This window comes from Pedobacter frigoris (assembly GCF_005116445.1).
Taxonomy (GTDB): Bacteria; Bacteroidota; Bacteroidia; order Sphingobacteriales; family Sphingobacteriaceae; genus Pedobacter; species Pedobacter frigoris.
The window spans coordinates 1,086,684-1,103,103 of sequence record NZ_SWBQ01000001.1 but is presented as its reverse complement, the minus strand read 5'-3'; the positions used below and the strand labels follow the sequence as shown (position 1 = coordinate 1,103,103).

Sequence of the window (16,420 nt, the reverse complement as noted above, 5' to 3'; positions counted from 1 at the left end):
ATTAACTTAAATATATAACACGAAAAACAATGATTAAAAAAGGTTTAATGCTGGTAGTTGCCGCCCTGTTTATACTGAGCAGCAGCTTTGCCCAAAAAGGAAAAACAGTGACTTTTACCGGAAATGTAAAATTCCCGGATACAGAGAACAAATACCCGATTTACCTCGGTAGATATGAAGGAGAAGGATTCAAAAGAGCATTCAAAGCTATAGACAGCACAAAATTAGATGCGAATAACAACTTCTCATTTAAAGTGCCTGCGGACAAGCCAGACTTTTACCAGGTTCGCGTTTACTATTTCGACCGCATAGATTTCTGGGCTGATAAAGATAATATTCATGTGAATGTAAGAGGTATTGATACTGCAAAAATGAAAATCAAGAATCCGCCCTACATCTACATGGAAAATACGACGGCGGCTAACGATCTGATCAATGATGTGAACCTGGTTTCTTACCTTGATTATCAGCAAATGATTGCCGTGGGTCAGGAACAATATCAGGCAGGCCTTTCAAAAGAGCCTAAATGGATAGAATACATGAAAGATGGATTCACCCGCATTGGCAAAGACCGGGACTTTCGTATCAAATACCTGATTAACAAATACAAAGATCAGCCGTCGGTACTCTACGCACTTAACTATTTAAGTCCAAAAAGAGATCAGGAACTGATCATGTCTACCCTTGACAACCTGACCAAAAAATTCCCTAACCTGGATCTGGCGAAAAACAAGAAAAAAGAAATCCTTGACGGAATTGCGCAGGCAGCAAAAATTGCCGATGGACAAAAAACGCCAGATTTCGCTTTCCCTGATGTAAATGGTAAAAAATGGGGTCCTAAAGATTTCAGAGGGAAATACCTGATTATCGATTTCTGGGCTTCATGGTGCGGCCCTTGTCGCCAGGAAATTCCTCACTTAAAAGAAGTGTATAAAAAGTACAAAGATCAAGGTCTTGAGATTCTATCAGTGTCAGTTGATGCAAAACCTGCTGACTGGAAAAAAGCAATGGCAGAAGAACGCATGACCTGGCCACAGATCAATGCTGTAGAATCTAAACCTGTAATGGCTTCTTACCTGTTCAGTGGGATCCCTTACTTGGTTGTAGTAGATAAAGATGGGAAAATCGTAGAGAAAAATGTTCGTGGAGAATCGTTAGATAAAGCCATGGAAAAAATATTTGGTAAATAAACACCTAAGAAAATGAAGAAAATCATATTATCCTTGTTACTCCTGACAGGTTTAACTGCTATAAAGAGCTATGCACAGATGGAAGCTGCCCAAAAGGTTAAATGGGATGTTGAAAAAGGCGTGGAGATAAACATGGAACTGGACGCAATCTGGGAGGTTTTTAACAATAATGAGTTATTAAAAAAAGCCTCGAATGGTTATGTAAGTGCGATAGAAGTTATAGACGCGGCCATGCCGATATCTAGAAAGATTGTTTTTTCAAATGGCGACAGCCGTTTAGAAAGTATCACCCAGAATGAGGCACACAATAAGCTGATAGCCATAAGTTTTGATGACACCAAGCTGCCTAAGGGAATTAAAGCGGCACAATACGCCATTTTCTTTAAGGCCAATGGCAGCAAAACCAATGTAATGTGGAGAGCTTTAGTGAGTGGTGATGGAGATGGAAAACAAGCTTTGGTGAAACAGCTGAATGCCGAGTTTGACAGTTATGCTGCCGGATTGGAGAAGATGACGAAGAAATCCATTCCTGCAGTACGCATGAACTAATAAAAAATATAAGTAATAGAAGCCTCTAAACTAAAGTTTAGGGGCTTTTTATATTCCAGGAAAAAACAACTTTAAACCATATTTACATTTGCACAAGGTGTGACACATGCCCCTCACACCCCTCAACTTTACAAAACATCAAACAGCACTTCGGCAAATGTGTTATATAGCATTTCCTTGTTTTGTAGCGAGCGTTTCTGAGATTTTCTTTATCATGTTTATGCTAAAAGAATGCCTGCCCGTAAGCCACCTTTTGATTTTGTCAGGATTGATATCCAGAGAAACAGCAAGGTCATTTTCTGAAAGACCTTCATAAGCCAGTGTTTTGACCGCTCTAGCTGCCAGATCCATATTCATCTCAGTTAGCTCCTTTATTGCTGGATTTCCGTTTTCTTCAAGCCAGATGGATATAAAATCGTTCTTTTCCATTTATTTGATTTAGGCGGCAAATTTAATAATCCTTTCTAAAGTCACCTATATCAATTGAAATCTATTTTATAACATCCCAATAATTCAAGAATGCAAAACCCTAGCTCTTATTTCCACCCCCTCACAGATCACAGCACTTATCGGAGCGATCAGTTTTGCGGAGTTTGGAATACATTCTCTAATATGACGAGTGACACCCGTTCCTGCGGCAATTTCCAGTGCAATAGAAACTTGGTTAGGTGCAATTCGTTTTGCTACTTCTATGGCAAATGGCTCAAAGAATAAGGGACCGAAAAATTGATCGTAGTGAGTTGCTGCTTCTCCCGGCTCCTTTTTTTCCATCTTATTTTGATATATCTTATGCTCTACATCTCTTGGTTAATCTAAAGTTAGTTCAAATCACCGGAGAAACAAGATAATGTACTAATTGATTTCCTTTTTACAATGAGTAAAGAAGTACTTATATAACATCCTTCGCCGCCTGAACCGTTTTGTTTAAAGCATCCAATAAAGTTTCTTTGTATTTGATAAAATTAGCCTGACGGTCTTCCGCTGCTTTAAGTGATCTTTTGCATTCTTTCACCTGATTTAATTCGTTCAAATAAAGGTTGTTAAACAATTCAGCGTCCTTATTTTTCAATATCCTTGCCGTATGCGAATACTGTTCATATATATCTGTTATGACTGCTAAGCTTTTGTCATCATAGTTCTGAAGAGCAGCAGTTTTTTCAGAAAGCTTTTCCAGCTTTTTTCTTTCTTTTGTGTAAGCCATATTGTCGCGAAGGTACAGTTTTTTCTATAATCGCTCGATGTCAATCAGCTCTACTTTCCTGCCCATCTTTTTTTGGATCACCTCAAAATGATGCAGTTCGCTCGCATTGACCAGCGATATCGCTTCTCCGGTAGCTGCCGCCCGCCCGGTACGACCTATACGGTGCACATAATCCTTTGGAGACCTAGGCAATTCGTAATTGATCACAAAAGGCAGGTCGTTGATATCAATACCCCTGGCCATCAGGTCGGTAGCGACCAGCACCCTGAGCTTTCCCGACTTGAAATGGGCAAGGGATTCTGTTCGTGATCCCTGGCTCTTTTTGCTATGGATCGCCCTGGCGTCGATCTTATGTTTAAGAAGCTTGTGGACAATCGCGTCTACCTGATGAACGGAAGAAGCAAAAATCAACACCTGTTCCATCTGGTGATGTTCAATCAGGTGACGCAAATAAGGCCCCTTCTTTTCCGTTGAAACCAGGTAAGCGACCTGCTTAATCAGATCCAGTGATTCTTCTTCCGCCTCGATCTGAACAATGACGGGCTCATGCAACAATACCTGATGAATATTTTGGATATCCGCACTCAAAGTAGCAGAGAATAAGAGGTTTTGACGCTGTTCAGGCAATAAGGCGATGATTTTATTAACTTCTTCCTGGAAGCCCAGATTAAGCATCTTATCTGCCTCGTCGAGTACTAATGTCTGAATGGTTGATAAATGAACTGAGTTGACTTCCACCAGCTCCAGCAATCGGCCAGGTGTGGCAATCAGCACATTTACGCCCTGCATGGCCATCATTTGTGGGTTGATGGAAACACCACCATATACGGCCAGTGTCTTAACGGGCTGGGGCAAGCCCTGGCTGAATTTTTTGAACACTTCTTTTACCTGCTCCGCCAGTTCACGGGTGGGTACGAGAACAAGGATGTTGACATGTCGGTTTTTAATACCTGGCTTTGCCTGAAGGCTCATCAGCAGCGGCAATACATAGGCTGCTGTTTTACCTGATCCTGTTTTAGCGATTCCCAAAACGTCTTTTTTATCTATTATAGCCGGTATAGCAGCTTTCTGAACAGGGGTAGGCAGTGTGAAATACTGATCTGAAAGCGCTTTTAATAATGAAATGGATAGACCTAATGATTCAAAAGACATAGTGTTTTTTATTCAAAAATAAACAAATATTATAGGTAGTAATATGCTTACCAGCATAAATTACTTATTATTCCCCATGTGTCTTACTTTGAGATTCTTCGCATACTTGAAACGACAAAGTAATATAAAACAAAAAAGCCTCAGATTTCTCTGAGGCTTTTTGTGATCCCGCTGGGATTCGAACCCAGGACCACTACATTAAAAGTGTAATGCTCTACCAGCTGAGCTACGGAATCAGCTCTTTTTTTAAGAAGTGCAAAAATATAATTATTCTTTAGCTTTTCCCAGTCATTTGTAGATTTTCTTGAAATTTATCTCTACCGCATTTTAATCCAGTCTGTTAAATATTTATGATTCCAAAAGTAATAGGTATCTCATCCTTTTTCCTTTATATCCCCCCTATTCAATTAAAAAGCGGATGACATCAATACATTGGATGACTTAAGGCAATTATTGCAGTCAACCCTATAACGATCGCTATATACTCAGCAGTATTTTAATCTTGTTTTTAGCTTACTTAATTATAGCTTGAATTTTGGGTTTTTCCTGCAAAAGCAAGACAATAGCAAGAGAGGAGCAAGAGAAAAGCAAGACAAAAGCAAGAGAAAATAGCAGCTTAACTGCTATGATGTCTTATCCTGTTATAGCTATATCTCCATGATTTGGTTTTGATATCGGGAACGAGAAGGCTGAATATGACACTATGGCGGTAAGGCGTTATGCAGAAGCAGGCATCCTCCTGCTAAGCGATAAATTTTCCGGAAAAGCTGTTCATGTATACCTGGCATTTGTTGCTGAGGACTGCAAAACAAGGAGTAATAGTCAATATTTAGGCATTGTTAACGTATTGTAAACTGTGATGAAGTAATAATCTGTCTTAGAATCAGCACACTATATAATTTATGGATTAATAATTTGCAGAATAGAGGCTACAATCCTATATTTGCACCACTTTAAACGGAAACGCTTAGAGTAAAAGTTCAAATTAGAACGATGATTCCGTAGCTCAGCTGGTAGAGCATTACACTTTTAATGTAGTGGTCCTGGGTTCGAATCCCAGCGGGATCACATAAAAAATAATCGGAAAAGTATATCTCTACTAGGGATAAATTTTTCCGATTTTTTGATTCTATGGATATTAATTACATCATAAATGATTACCAGAATCTTGTTAGCTACCAATTATATATGTACTTCAATAAGAGATTTCACGATTTCTTAAACGACATTTTGCTCTTTTAACATTTCGATTATTAAAAAAGGACCGTTTTTTGATGAACCTTCAAGCTGCTTTCGCATGCATCTGAGAGTTCATACTTCTTAAAGATCGTAAAGCTTCAATTACAATTTTTCGCAAAATTAGATATATATTAGATTCATATATAAACATATGAAGTTTAAAACAATACCTATAATTATGGGGTTTGTAGCGCTTTGGTTCTTGCTTAAGACCTGTTTGTGAAATACTGTCGAATTTTATAAAATGATTTGGTGATTTATTATTATTTACAATGATTCTTTAAAGATCTTTATTCATAAGCCTTAATTTATTTTTGATCATTAAATGACTTCTATGGTTACCTATTTTTAGAATAAATATGAGCAATAAAAATTTTGATATCGTAAACTTCGAAGGCTTTGTTGACCAATTTATGGGTAATCCAACAAAATCTTTTGAATTTAAACAAAGTCCAATTCAAATATATTCTTTAAATATTGCCTTTTCTTTCATAAAAGTCCCTATTCCATTATTTAGAACAGATTATAATTTTTTACTGCTTTTTTTAGATGGTGGTGGCGAACAACAAGTGGATAATGATTTAATAAAGCTACAAGCAAACGATGTATTGTTTATAAGGGAAGGGCACTTAAATGCAATAAAATCAATTCTTCCTTCAACAGATGGTTATTATATTTACATTGATAGCCTTCTTTTGTCTCAAATTTTCCCTGATAAAGCTGTACTAAACCGATTCACTTTTAATCCAAAACATGCTATCTCTAAATTGGAAATGGATTGGTTATGCCAATGCTGTCAATTGTTAATTAACCATAAAAATAATTTTTCAGCTTCTGAACAAACTGAAGTTTCATTACTTAAAGCAATTGTAATAAAACTGGCGGAGACTTGGCCAAATTCCTTATCTAAATCAAATCGTCAGTCAGAAATTTCCATGCGTTTTAAAGAATTGCTATATGAAAATTATATGCGCAATAGAGACGTAAAGTTTTATGCTGATTTGTTAGCTATTTCTGAAAATTATTTGAACAGATGTGTAAAACAAGTAACAAACAAAGCACCTAAACAACATATTAATGAAGTGGTAATTTATAACAGTAAAGTACTATTGCAAGACCTCTCAAAAGATATTGCTCAAATTGCTTTCCAACTAAATTTTTCTGATGCTTCTTACTTTGGCAGGCTTTTCAAACAAATTACTAACCTCACTCCTTCACAATACAGAATCTTATTAAAGCAAGATTTGTCCGACCATGTGCAAGAATCCTCATAACATTCTGCGCTAAACTATCTTTACATTTGTTGCTGATATTTATAATATCAAAAAATCCTAAAAAGCATAAAATGAAGCAAATTATAAAAAGTATTGCCATCATTATCATGGTGATTTCACTAACAAACCTTAAATCTTTTGGGCAAGAGGCTTTAAACATTAAAGTCTCAAATATTAAAATAAACAGCGGAAAAATTATTGTAGAAATCTACAACGCCAAAAATAATTGGCTGAAAACTCCTTTTCGGAAAGTGGTTTTATTAACCAACCAAGAAGTTCAAACAGCTTCTTTTCAAGTACCTTATGGCAACTACGCAGTTACTATCTATCAAGATCTAAACTCAAATGGAGAAACCGACATGAATTTTATTGGTATTCCAAAAGAACCAGTAGGCTTTGGAAATAATTACAAGCCATTTGGTGAGCCTAAATATGAATCTTGTTTGATAGCTTTTACAGCAACATTAAAACCGCAAGAAATAAAGCTGTATAAAGTATTCTAGTTTACACTCAGCATTAGATAAATAAACAAGTTTGGTTTTACATTAAGCTTAAATATTTGATAAAATAAATGGATAAATGGAATATTGATAAGTTACCTTCTCAGCAAGGCAAAGTAGCTATTGTTACCGGTGCTAATAGCGGAATTGGATACCAAACTACAATTGGTTTGGTGAAAAAAAATTTTGAGGTGATTATGGCATGTAGAAACATGCAAAAAGCTGAAGAAGTAAAGGTAAAAATATTACGTAAACACCCAAGAGCAAACATCAAATTAATGTTACTTGACTTAAGCAAATTAGCGGATGTAAGAAAATTTGCCGACGATTTTAAAATCCATTACAATAAGTTAGACTTGTTACTTAACAATGCCGGTATAATGATGTCGCCTTATAAAGTGACGCAAGACGGCTTTGAAAACCAGCTTGCTACTAATTATATTGGCCATTTTGCGTTAACAGGCTTGTTATTACCTTTACTTATAAGCACGCCTAAATCACGAATTGTCAACCTAAGCAGTTTATCCTTTAAATGGGCTAAAATCAACTTTGATGATTTACATGGCCTTAAAGGTTATAGTAAACGGACAGCTTACGGGCAAAGTAAGCGAGCTTGTTTAATTTTTGCTTTTGAACTAAATAAGAGGCTGGCTTCAGCCAATTATAGCACCATTTCTGTAGCTGCACATCCTGGACTAGCTAAAACAAACCTAGATCAGTACTTCCCAAGTTTGATTAGGCCTTTAGGCAGTCTTTTCTTACAGCCTGCAGAAATTGGCGCACTACCCGTTTTGTACGCTGCCCTAAGTGATGATATAAAAGGTGGAGAATTTGTTGGCCCAGATGGCTTTCAACAATTAAGGGGTTATCCTACCCTAGTAGAAGCTGATGAATACACAAATGACGAGGAAGTTGCCAAAAATTTATGGCAGGTAAGCGAAGAGATGACTGATGTTTTTTATCTTGATGAGCTTGGTAGAAAAAGGACTAATTCTTAAGAAAGCAAGCTATTTTTTAAATATTATACATAATATCTAAAAATCAAGTTAACTATTTCAACCTAAGAACAAAATATATTGTAGCTATAAACCATTAATTTTAAATATGCAATTAAGTTATCACAAAAAGTATTTAGTGTAAAAAATTACTTATGAAAATTTTAAAAAAAATTATAACTATTTCTATACTGTTAATATTTCCAATAATCGTAAACGCCCAAAACAGCGGTAGCTTTTCTGGAAAAGTAATTGATAAATTAACACAAAAACCAATTCCCAATACCACCATCTTTTTAGAAGGGACATCAAAAGTTGCCGTTGCAGATTCAAGCGGTTCATTTAGAATCAAAGAAATAGTACTGAAAACATATAATATCACATTTAGAAATATTGGGTACAAACCAGTAACGCTATATAACATCACAATAAATTCAGGAAATGAAAACAATGTAAACGTAGAATTAGAACCTACAGCTAGTCTTTTATCAGAAGTAGTGGTAAAATCAAATAAACGGACTGTTGAAGCAGCAACGTTAGAAACGCCTTTGAGTGTACAAAAATTAACTACCGAAGAGATAAAAACCAACCCTGGTGGCAACTTTGATATAAGTAAGGTAATTCAAACTTTACCTGGTGTTGGCGGCGGTGCAGGCGGTGGCGGTTTTAGAAACGACATTATTATTAGAGGTGGTGGTCCAAATGAAAATGTATTTTATTTAGACGGTATTGAAGTTCCAGTTATCAATCACTTTCAAACACAAGGAAGCTCTGGAGGCCCTCAAGGCATTTTGAATGTATCATTTATAGAAGATGTGAAATTGAGTTCTTCAGCTTTTGATGCAAGATATGACAATGCATTAAGTTCTGTATTTCAATTTAAACAACGTACAGGAAACCCAAATAAGGTGCAAGGTAATGTAAGGCTAAGTGCAACAGAATTAGCTACAACGTTTGAAGGTCCTTTATCAAAAAATAAAAAAACAACCTTTCTAGCATCTGCAAGACGTTCCTATTTACAATTGCTATTCTCTTTAATTGATTTACCGATTCGCCCAAATTATTGGGATTTTCAAACAAAAATCACACATCAAATTGATGAAAAAACCACATTATCATTTATAGGCTTGGGAGCATTAGACAAATTTAGATTTGGAGAAATTAAGCAAGCTACTCCTGAAAAACTTTATATTATTAATTCTGCGCCATTTATAGATCAAAACACCTACACAGCAGGCTTAACTTTTAAAAAATTGCTTAACAATGGGTTTTTGAATATTGCATTAAGTCGTAATTATTTTGATAACAATATAAATCAGTTTGAGGATAATAAATCGCAATTGCCATCTCAGCAAATATTATCTCTAAACTCAACCGAGGTTGAAAACAAATTAAGAATAGACATAAACAAAAACAAAAACGGTTGGAAGATTTCTTATGGTGCAATGTTACAATTGGCAGAATATAATAATGAAACATTCACAGTGTTAAGGAAAGAACTTAGAGATAATAATGGTAATATTATTCAACCAAATGTATCTCTCAATTTTAATAGTCCATTAAATAATTTCTTAAAATACGGTGCTTTTATGCAATTAAGTAAACGCTTTTTTGATAACCGCTTGGGTGTAAGCGGAGGCTTACGTACTGATATGAATAGCTTTACAACAAACGGAAACAACCCTTTAGAAACATTATCTCCTCGAGTTTCATTAAGCTATGTTTTAGCCGACAAATGGACAGCTAACGCTTCAATAGGTAGTTATTTTAAAATCGCCCCCTACACAATTTTAGGCTTTGCCGATAACAATAATTCTTTAGTGAATAGAAATAGCAAATATCAAAAAAGCGACCACTATGTAACAGGTATTGAGTATTTACCAAATGATGGCTTACGCTTTACAGTAGAAGGCTTTTATAAAAATTATAACAATGTACCCGTATCAGTTCGTACTGGCATATCATTAACAAACTTAGGCAATGATTTTAATGTGTTAGGAAATGAAGCAGTAACTACCAATGGAAAAGGTAATACTTATGGACTAGAATTTTTTGCACAGAAAAAGTTAACCGACCGTTTCTTTGGCATCTTCTCTTATACTTATTTCAGAAGTAAATATAGCGGTGCAAATGATGTATTGATCTCTAGCAGTTGGGACAATAGACATTTGCTAAGCATTACTAGCGGATATAAATTTAACCGTAATTGGGAGTTAGGTATAAAATTCCGTTATCAGGGCGGTGCTCCTTACACACCTTTTAATGAAGAAGAATCCAGAGCTAATTATTTATCTCAAGGGCAAGGAATATTTGATTATTCAAGACTAAACTCTCTTCGTTTAAACGGGTTTAATGGGAGTGATATTAGGATAGATAAAAAATGGAATTTGAAAAAAGTGACTATTGATTTATTTCTTGATATAACAAATTGGTACGCTGCAAAAAGCACAGCAGTTCCATCATATACATTTCAGAGAACTACAGACAATACTGCTTTTGAAACAACAGACGGCTCGCCAATAAAACCTAACGGTAGCAACGCTATTCCTTTGCTACTTAAAAATGATGAGGCTCAATTTACACCTACAATAGGTTTTATTGTTGAATTCTAATTGTTACAAATAAACCCCGTAAATATCTAAAAGAGTAGAGTTTTCTGATAGACAGGCGATTTTTCCAATGCTTGATATCTATGTAAATTGTCCTCATTGAAACTCCAAATTTTCCGATAAGTTTCTCCAGTCAACATACCATTTTAGACAATTTACGAACTCAGTAATATGCTATAGTAGTGAAATCATAAAAAACTCTACTAGATAACTTTCAATATCTGTCATCTAATTCATCGGCCAAATTAATTATACGTTTTAAATCTGACACAAAGTGGTTCGAGAAAATGTCAGTGAGGTTCACAGAAATTAAAAACCATCTTCAAGGCGACTTAAAGATGGTTTTCTGTTTTCACGACGATTTTACTCTTGCTTAAGATGCCTAAAAACGCAGATTTTGTGTTCGATGTCGGTGATGTTACCAAAGGCGCAAGAAATTGCGCCTTTGGTATTTAAAATGTATTTTAAAAGGCATTTTTCAAAAAATACTTTCCGTACAACTACCAATATCATTACTAAATAGCTAAGCGATCTCTAAATGATGCGTAATCATTTTTAAATAGGCTGTTGGCGTTTGTCCAACAATCTCTTTAAAATACCTATTGAATGAAGATTTAGAATTAAAACCAGCATCATAAGCCAAGGAAAGCATATTTATTTCGATATCTTTTTGCGATAAGTTTTCTATCTGCTGCTTTACATATTTTATCCTATACTCATTCACGAAAGTATAAAAAGGCTTATGTAAAAAATGGTTAAGTGTTTCGCTAATGTGGTACTTATTATGTTTAGTTAGAGATGAAAGCTTATCGAGTGTGAGTTCACTATCACTATAATATCTTTCTATATTCATTGCGTTTTCTAGTTTTAGTGCAATGCTTAACATTTCATCCATGCTTAACAATTCTTTCCTTTCGTTTATCATTATTGCAGATGAGGAAGATAGTGTTAATTTATTTTCTTGTGGCGAATTTTTTATTGCTAATGGTAAATCTTGATCAACATTACCAACCTGCTTAAATTTATCTTGATTATTTTGAGAAATAGAATTTAGACCAAAATTTTCTATTGCAACATTCATAAAAGCCGAATATCTGAAAGTGATAATTCTAATACAAATTACAATAAGCACCGAATAAATTATACTTCTACCAATGTAATTATGAGCAAAGCCAAATGGTTTGATTACTATAAAACTAAAACTCAACAAACTCGTAGCCAAAAATAATGAGGCTAACTGAATAATTAATCTCCTTTCATTAGATTGAGTGTTTAGCTTTTTATTAGCATAAATAATAATCCAACAAGCCATAATGGCATCGAATGATAAAATTGCCCATACACTAATTGCGTTATACCACGATAAAATTTGATGCCCCGCTTTAGTACTGGTGACTAACGCACTTACTACAGAAAAAAAACAGATAGCGCCAATAATAAGCGGAACAAATACATACCATTTAGATGCTGGTATAAAACTAGGCTGAATAGTTTTTAGGGTATATAGATAAAGTAACGGCAAATAACAGAACCATATAAATGTGTTCATCATCGTTAACACCTCAGTATCTAACACAAAACTATATATAAAAAATTTGATAGAAAGGTGTAGGCAAATGCTAACCAAAAGTGCAATCAAAAGATCGTCTGCTTGGTTACGAATTCTACTTCTCCATAATAAAATAGTTGCAGCTAAAGCCTGAAATATGCCTATTGCAATAATATACTTCATATAAGTGCTATCATTTATACAAAAGTAGCAAATCGGTGTTAGCTCCATGTTAACAAAACATCAATAGTCTAGCGTTAACATTTTAATAACAAAGCATAATAAACTGATAATCAGTACTTGGTAGTGCCAATAAAATAATTAATACCAATACAAGTACGTGTTGTTCAAGACGGTCGAATGGGCGAAAATCCCCTTCTACTTTTGTCGAAAAAACAATCCACAATTATGTTTAAAATTTTTACTTTAAAACCTTGGGCAATTTACAAGCAGCTATTTGCAATTGCTATGCTAACTACGGGTGTTACCTTACCTGCATTAAGCCAAACCATTAAAGGTACTGTAGTGAGTGATGCAGGAACCTTGCCAGGAGCTAGCGTTAAGGGCATTTCATTTAAAAGAGCAGTCTCGTCTGATCTGCAAGGTGTTTTTACTTTAGTTGCACCAGATACTGGTTTAGTTACCATTGAGTTGAGCTACATTGGATACGAAATGAAATCTGTTACATTAAAGTTAGTTAAAGGCGTTAATGAAATCGGGTTAGTTAAAATGTTGCCAGACACCAAAGGTACTTTGGGAGAAGTTGTAGTTAAAGGGACAATGGCACCTTCGCAAGCCAAAGCGTATAGCATTAAAAGAAATTCGAACGCAATTATGGATGTAATGGCTGCAGATGCTATAGGTAAATTACCAGATCGTAATGCTGCCGAAGCAGTACAACGTATGCAAGGTGTAGCCGTTGCTCGCTATCACGGCGAGGCAGACCAAGCTGCAGTTAGAGGCACACCTTTTTCTTGGACTTCTACATTATTTAACAATAACCGTTTACCAAGTTCAAATGTATTGGGTAACCGTTCTTCTGTATTAGATGTTGTGCCTTCAGAAATTATCCAATATGTGCAAGTTGCTAAAGCAATTACGCCAGATATGGAAGGCGATGCAATTGGTGGTTCTATCAATTTTATTACCCGTACAGCACCCACTAAACGCACCTTAAATATTAGTGGTGCAGGTGGTTACAATACTTTTAGTAAAAATAGCACCTATAACGGGTCATTAGTATATGGTGATAGATTTTTTAATAATAAACTAGGTATTATTGTAGCTGGTGCCATTTGGAGCAGACAATGGGGATCTGATGAGCTTGTTACTTCTTATAATACTGGATTAGCTAATCTTCAACAAAAAAACTCTATCAATACCGTTTTATTTAAGCGCTACATGGGCGAACGTGAAACCAAAGGTTTAAATGTTGGTGCAGAGTATAAAATTACGCCTTCGCATAAAATTTTCTTTAGAGGAATGGTTAATAAATTTGATGACATACGCCCAGTATACGAATCATATGTAGATTATACCAATACCCGTTTTCAATACAATTACCGTTATTCGCATTACCAAACTACCTTAAATGGAATAGAAATTGGTGGGGAAAATCAGTTATCGTCAAAATTTAAATTAGATTGGAGTTATAGCAACCACAAATCTGACTACTTTTTAGATACCCCTCCTACTGCTAATGGCAAAGGATTACCAATCGCTACCTTCCGCCAAAAAATTACCAGTGGTTTTAACAATTTATCAAGTGATGGTAAACGTTATTGGAGCTTCGATTCTCCAAATGGTGTTGGTGGCACAGCCGATGAATTTCAATCGGGAATAAAAGATGTTACAGAGGTAATTAATCCTAATAAATTATTGCTTTCGCAATTGGTTATTGCACAATTAGATAATAGCGAGCATGATCAAATAGGACAACTTAACCTAAAAGTTGATGCTTCGGCTAAAATTCATTTTAAATTTGGAGCTAAGTATCGTGAAAAAGATCGTACCAGTACTTTCGGATCTAACTTAGTTTATTTACCTGGTGCAGCATTGGGCATACCAAACTCACCTGCATTACGTAGCTTATCTTCATTGCAAACCAGTAGTTTCCCAAAAGGCACAACGTTTTTTGGAACCATGAAAGGCAATTACGACCAATATATTGTAAATCCGTTAGTAAAAGAACAACTGTTTGATATGTTTGGTGCTACTTTTCAAGCTGCAAACGGTGTTATTGATGCTACTGCTAAAACAAACGCTACAGCACTTTATACAGCCGAAGAAAATGTAACCTCTGGCTACGCCATGGCAGAAATTGATGCAACTGAACGTTTAAAAATTGTTGCAGGTATTAGAAATGAGTATACCAGCACTACACTAAACGGCATGAAATCAACAACATCCGGTACTCCTGCTGTTGTAAACGTTAGTCCGTCTGTTGTGGAAAATAATTACAATGCATTTTTACCAATGTTGCATTTTAAATATAAACTTACCGAAAAAGCAAACATTCGTGCTGCTTACACTCGCTCTTTTGTACGCCCAAACTTTGGCGATATGACTCCGGGTGGCTCAACCAATACAACAAGCGCACCAATGACCATTTCTCAAGGAAATCCTGATTTGAAACCAACATTCAGTAATAATTTTGACTTGATGGGAGAATACTATTTTAATAACATTGGTATTTTATCTGGAGGTGTTTTTTATAAAGACATTACAGACATCATCTTCACAGATGTAAATATGCAAAATGTTGGTGGTAGCGATTTTATGGTAACTCAGGCTAAAAACTTAAACAAAGCAACTTTATTTGGTTTTGAAGCAGGTATTAATAAACGTTTCGATTTTCTTAATGGATTTTGGAGCGGATTTGGTGTAGAAGTTAACTACTCTTTTATCGATTCGAAAACCGAAGTACCGCGTTTAGGTAATGCAAACCAATTGGATAAAACTGGTTTACCAAATCAATCTAAACACTTGTTTAACTCTATTTTGTTTTACGAGCGTAATGGTGTTATGGTTCGTTTAGCAGGTAATTATCGTGGTAATTCTGTTGAAACTATTAACCAGCAATTGGGTCCAGATTTTTACACTTGGTCTGCTGCTAACTTTACCATTGATGCATCTGCAACGGTAGCTATCACTAAAAAATTAAAAGCTTTTATTGAGCTTAATAACTTGAGTAATTCTCCTGTTAAAATGTACATGGGCGATAAGCGTCGTTTAACCTCTTCAGAATCTTACGGAAGTAGAGGTCAAGCCGGTATCCGTTTAGATATTTTATAATCACACATCATTAAAAAAAAATAACATAGAAATCATGAAAAAAATAATTATTGCCATCGTTTTACTTACACCAGTTATAGCTTCTGCGCAGTTGGCAGATAGTAGCAAGAGATTAGTACCTGTAAATGCTGCAAATTTTCGCGACATAGGCGGCTATAAAACAACCGATGGGAAAGAAGTAGTTTGGGGTAAAGTTTATCGTAGTGCTGCCATAAATAAACTTACTGATGCAGATTTGTTATTATTAGATAAAAAAGGAATACGTACTGTGGTAGATTTTAGAGGCACTAAAGAGGCTGCCGCAGCTCCAGATCGTTTATCAAAAAATACAGATTATACGTTAAGCCCTGCTGGAAGTGAAAATCTGCCAGATGCTGCACAAATGGTTGCATTATTAAAGCAAGGTGGCTTTTTAGGAAAAATGTACGGTGTAGATGGTGCTAAATACGCTGGTGATCGTTTTCGTTCTTTGTTCATGAAATTGCTTACCGTAGATAAAAAAGAAGCTGTGTTGTATCATTGCACTGGCGGTAGAGACCGTACGGGAATGGCTACAGCCTTACTTTTATATATTTTAAAGGTACCACAAGAAACCATCGAAGCTGATTATGTAGCTTCTAATATTTACCTGGCAAAAGCAAATAAAGATATGTTTGCACCATTGGCTAAAATGAGTGGTTTGACTGTTGAACAAGTGGAGAATGAAATGGTTTTAAAGCCAGACCTTTTACGCGATTTTTTTAACGAATTAAAAAAACAATATGGAAGTGTAGAAAATTTTCTTCAGCAAGAATTAGCCATAGGGCCAAAGGAAATAGCCCAACTAAGAGCAGATTATACTAAATAATACAATAAGTAAGAGGGCGAT

General features: G+C 35.4%; 14 protein-coding genes and 2 tRNA genes. 10 read left to right on the top strand and 6 right to left on the bottom strand.

Annotated features, from left to right (window positions below):
- Positions 1-29 precede the first annotated feature (29 nt).
- Together FA047_RS04845 and FA047_RS04840 are read left to right on the top strand one after the other, a co-directional pair.
- Positions 30-1,190 carry a TlpA disulfide reductase family protein gene (locus FA047_RS04845; RefSeq protein WP_136834835.1) on the top strand — a complete coding sequence of 387 codons (1,161 nt, stop codon included), beginning with the start codon at positions 30-32 and terminating at the stop codon, positions 1,188-1,190.
- A gap of 12 nt (positions 1,191-1,202) precedes the next feature.
- Positions 1,203-1,739, top strand: a complete 537-nt coding sequence (locus FA047_RS04840) for a hypothetical protein (RefSeq protein WP_136834834.1) — start codon at positions 1,203-1,205, stop codon at positions 1,737-1,739.
- Positions 1,740-1,901: 162 nt separating this feature from the next.
- Here the strand turns inward: FA047_RS04840 and FA047_RS04835 are convergent, their stop codons facing one another.
- The 5 genes from FA047_RS04835 to FA047_RS04815 form a co-directional block, all read right to left on the bottom strand.
- Positions 1,902-2,168, bottom strand: coding sequence for a helix-turn-helix domain-containing protein (locus tag FA047_RS04835; protein WP_136834833.1), 267 nt, complete (start codon positions 2,166-2,168; stop codon positions 1,902-1,904).
- A gap of 84 nt (positions 2,169-2,252) precedes the next feature.
- Positions 2,253-2,510: a hypothetical protein gene (locus FA047_RS04830; protein WP_136834832.1), complete on the bottom strand. Its 258-nt coding sequence runs from the start codon at positions 2,508-2,510 to the stop codon at positions 2,253-2,255.
- Between the two features lie 118 nt (positions 2,511-2,628).
- Positions 2,629-2,940, bottom strand: coding sequence for a hypothetical protein (locus FA047_RS04825; RefSeq protein WP_136834831.1), 312 nt, complete (start codon positions 2,938-2,940; stop codon positions 2,629-2,631).
- Positions 2,941-2,964: 24 nt separating this feature from the next.
- Positions 2,965-4,092: a DEAD/DEAH box helicase gene (locus tag FA047_RS04820; RefSeq protein WP_136834830.1), complete on the bottom strand. Its 1,128-nt coding sequence runs from the start codon at positions 4,090-4,092 to the stop codon at positions 2,965-2,967.
- A 163-nt stretch (positions 4,093-4,255) separates the two neighbouring features.
- Positions 4,256-4,328 (bottom strand) — tRNA-Lys (locus FA047_RS04815).
- A 437-nt stretch (positions 4,329-4,765) separates the two neighbouring features.
- On the opposite strand from FA047_RS04815, the gene FA047_RS21100 reads away from it, so the two are divergent.
- From FA047_RS21100 to FA047_RS04790, 6 genes are all read left to right on the top strand, one after another.
- Positions 4,766-4,945 carry a DUF6266 family protein gene (locus FA047_RS21100; RefSeq protein ID WP_225872654.1) on the top strand — a complete coding sequence of 60 codons (180 nt, stop codon included), beginning with the start codon at positions 4,766-4,768 and terminating at the stop codon, positions 4,943-4,945.
- Positions 4,946-5,087: 142 nt separating this feature from the next.
- A tRNA-Lys gene (locus tag FA047_RS04810) sits at positions 5,088-5,160 on the top strand.
- A 530-nt stretch (positions 5,161-5,690) separates the two neighbouring features.
- The gene (locus FA047_RS04805) at positions 5,691-6,605 is read left to right on the top strand and encodes a helix-turn-helix domain-containing protein (protein ID WP_136834829.1); all 915 of its coding nucleotides are present in this window, start codon (positions 5,691-5,693) and stop codon (positions 6,603-6,605) included.
- Positions 6,606-6,676: 71 nt separating this feature from the next.
- Complete coding sequence (locus tag FA047_RS04800) at positions 6,677-7,108, top strand: DUF2141 domain-containing protein (RefSeq protein WP_136834828.1); 432 nt, start codon at positions 6,677-6,679, stop codon at positions 7,106-7,108.
- A gap of 68 nt (positions 7,109-7,176) precedes the next feature.
- Complete coding sequence (locus FA047_RS04795) at positions 7,177-8,103, top strand: oxidoreductase (RefSeq protein WP_136834827.1); 927 nt, start codon at positions 7,177-7,179, stop codon at positions 8,101-8,103.
- Between the two features lie 152 nt (positions 8,104-8,255).
- A complete protein-coding gene (locus FA047_RS04790; RefSeq protein ID WP_136834826.1) occupies positions 8,256-10,712 on the top strand; it encodes a TonB-dependent receptor in 2,457 nt (818 codons plus the stop codon).
- A 520-nt stretch (positions 10,713-11,232) separates the two neighbouring features.
- On the opposite strand, the gene FA047_RS04785 is transcribed toward FA047_RS04790, so the two are convergent.
- Positions 11,233-12,441: a helix-turn-helix domain-containing protein gene (locus FA047_RS04785; protein ID WP_169304315.1), complete on the bottom strand. Its 1,209-nt coding sequence runs from the start codon at positions 12,439-12,441 to the stop codon at positions 11,233-11,235.
- Between the two features lie 225 nt (positions 12,442-12,666).
- On the opposite strand from FA047_RS04785, the gene FA047_RS04780 reads away from it, so the two are divergent.
- Both FA047_RS04780 and FA047_RS04775 read left to right on the top strand, forming a co-directional pair.
- Positions 12,667-15,552, top strand: coding sequence for a TonB-dependent receptor (locus tag FA047_RS04780; protein WP_136834824.1), 2,886 nt, complete (start codon positions 12,667-12,669; stop codon positions 15,550-15,552).
- A gap of 34 nt (positions 15,553-15,586) precedes the next feature.
- Positions 15,587-16,399: a tyrosine-protein phosphatase gene (locus tag FA047_RS04775; RefSeq protein WP_136834823.1), complete on the top strand. Its 813-nt coding sequence runs from the start codon at positions 15,587-15,589 to the stop codon at positions 16,397-16,399.
- The last annotated feature ends 21 nt before the right edge of the window (positions 16,400-16,420 follow it).